Source organism: Paracoccus sp. UBA5162 (assembly GCF_002413585.1).
Taxonomy (GTDB): domain Bacteria; phylum Pseudomonadota; class Alphaproteobacteria; order Rhodobacterales; family Rhodobacteraceae; genus Paracoccus.
Map to the genome: position 1 here is coordinate 22067 of NZ_DHXG01000032.1, position 1956 is coordinate 24022.

Below are 1956 nucleotides of genomic sequence, written 5' to 3' on the forward strand. Positions count from 1 at the left end.
GCCGATGAAGGATTTCGGCTATGATGTCAGCGATTATCGCGGCATCGACCCGATCTTCGGCGGGATGGAGGATTTCGACTGGCTGATCGAGCGGGCGCATGAGCTGGGCCTGAAGGTGATGATCGACCTCGTGATGTCGCATACCTCGAACCGACATCCGTGGTTCAAGGAAAGCCGCGCCAGCCGCGACAATGCCAAGGCCGACTGGTATGTCTGGTCCGATCCCAAGCCCGACGGGACGCCGCCGAACAACTGGCTGTCGCTGTTCGGCGGCAGTGCCTGGCAATGGGAAGGCCGGCGCGAACAATACTACCTGCACAACTTCCTGTCGGCGCAACCGGATCTGAATTTCCACAACCCGGAGGTTCAGGACGCGCTGCTGGAGATGACGGCCTTCTGGCTGGACAAGGGCGTGGACGGCTTTCGTCTGGACACGATCAATTTCTATTTCCACGACCGGAAATTGCGCGACAACCCGCCGCTGGCGCCGGAGCTGCGCAAGGCCGATACCGCGCCGGCGGTGAACCCCTACAACCATCAAAGCCACCGGTACGACAAGTCGCAGCCCGAGAACCTGAAATTCCTCGAACGCTTTGCGGCGATGCTGAAACCGCATGGCGCCGTCGTCGTGGGCGAGATCGGCGACAGCGAGCGCGGGCTGGAGCTGCTGGAGGATTATACCGGCGTGCCCGGCCGGGTGCAGATGTCCTATGTGTTCGATTTCCTGTCGGGCGACGGCTTGCAGGCGGCGCGCGTGGTCGAGGTCTTTGACCGGCTGCACAGCATCGCGCCGAACGCATGGCCCTGCTGGGCGATGTCGAACCACGACGTGATGCGCCATATCAGCCGCTGGAGCCTGACCGATCAGGCCGCCAAGGCCTATTGCACGCTGCTGATGTGCCTGCGCGGCAGCGTCTGCCTGTATCAGGGCGAAGAGCTGGGCCTGCCCGAGGCCGAATTGCAGTTCGAGGATCTGCGCGATCCCTATGGGATCGAATTCTGGCCCGAATACAAGGGGCGCGACGGATCCCGGACGCCGATGGTCTGGGATATGGGCGTGAATGGCGGCTTCTCGACCAGCCAGCCCTGGCTGCCCGTGCCGCATGCCCATCTGCAACGCACCGTCGTCGCGCAAGAGGCCGATGCGCAATCGGTGCTGCATCATTATCGCTGGGCCATCGGCCTGCGCAACAAGCATTCGGCGCTGCGCCTGGGCAGCATGAGCGACATGAAGGCCGACGGCCCGATCCTGTCCTTCACCCGCGCCGACAGCGAACAGACCCTGCGGATCCGCGCCAATCTTTCGGAGGAAGAGGTCGGCGGGCTGGCGCCGTGGCAGGTCCAGGTCATCGAGGGCTGAACGGGGAGGAAACGCGGGATGGCCGATCTGAAACTGAAGGACATCGCCAAGTCCTATGGCGACGTGCAGGTTCTGCGCGATATCGACCTGGAGATCGCCTCGGGCGAGTTCATCGTCTTTGTCGGGCCTTCGGGCTGCGGCAAGTCCACGCTGCTGCGCATGATCGCGGGGCTGGAACGGATCACCGGCGGCGACCTGCAGATCGACGACCAGCGGATGAACGACATCCCGCCCAGCCAGCGCGGCATCGCGATGGTGTTTCAGTCCTATGCGCTTTATCCGCACATGACGGTTCGCGACAACATGGCCTTCGCGCTGCAGATCGCCGGCAAGTCCAGGGCCGAGATCCGCGAGGCGACCGACCGCGCCGGCCGGATGCTGCAACTGACGCCCTATCTGGACCGGCTGCCCAAGGCCCTGTCAGGCGGCCAGCGGCAGCGGGTGGCGATCGGCCGGGCCATCGTGCGCGACCCCAAGGTCTATCTGTTCGACGAGCCGCTGTCGAACCTGGACGCCGCGCTGCGGGTGGCGACGCGGATCGAGATCGCGCAGCTGAAGGCCTCGATGCCCGACCGGACGATGATCTATGTCACCCA

The 1956-nt window shown here is 64.3% G+C and carries 2 protein-coding genes; both read left to right on the top strand.

From position 1 onward, the window contains the following. On the top strand, positions 1–1360 hold a 1360-nt coding region (locus B4A72_RS04275; RefSeq protein WP_292978138.1), incomplete at its 5' end, for an alpha-amylase family glycosyl hydrolase. An 18-nt stretch (positions 1361–1378) separates the two neighbouring features. Continuing rightward, positions 1379–1956, top strand: a 578-nt coding sequence (locus B4A72_RS04280; protein WP_292978139.1) for an ABC transporter ATP-binding protein, incomplete at its 3' end; no start/stop codon positions are given.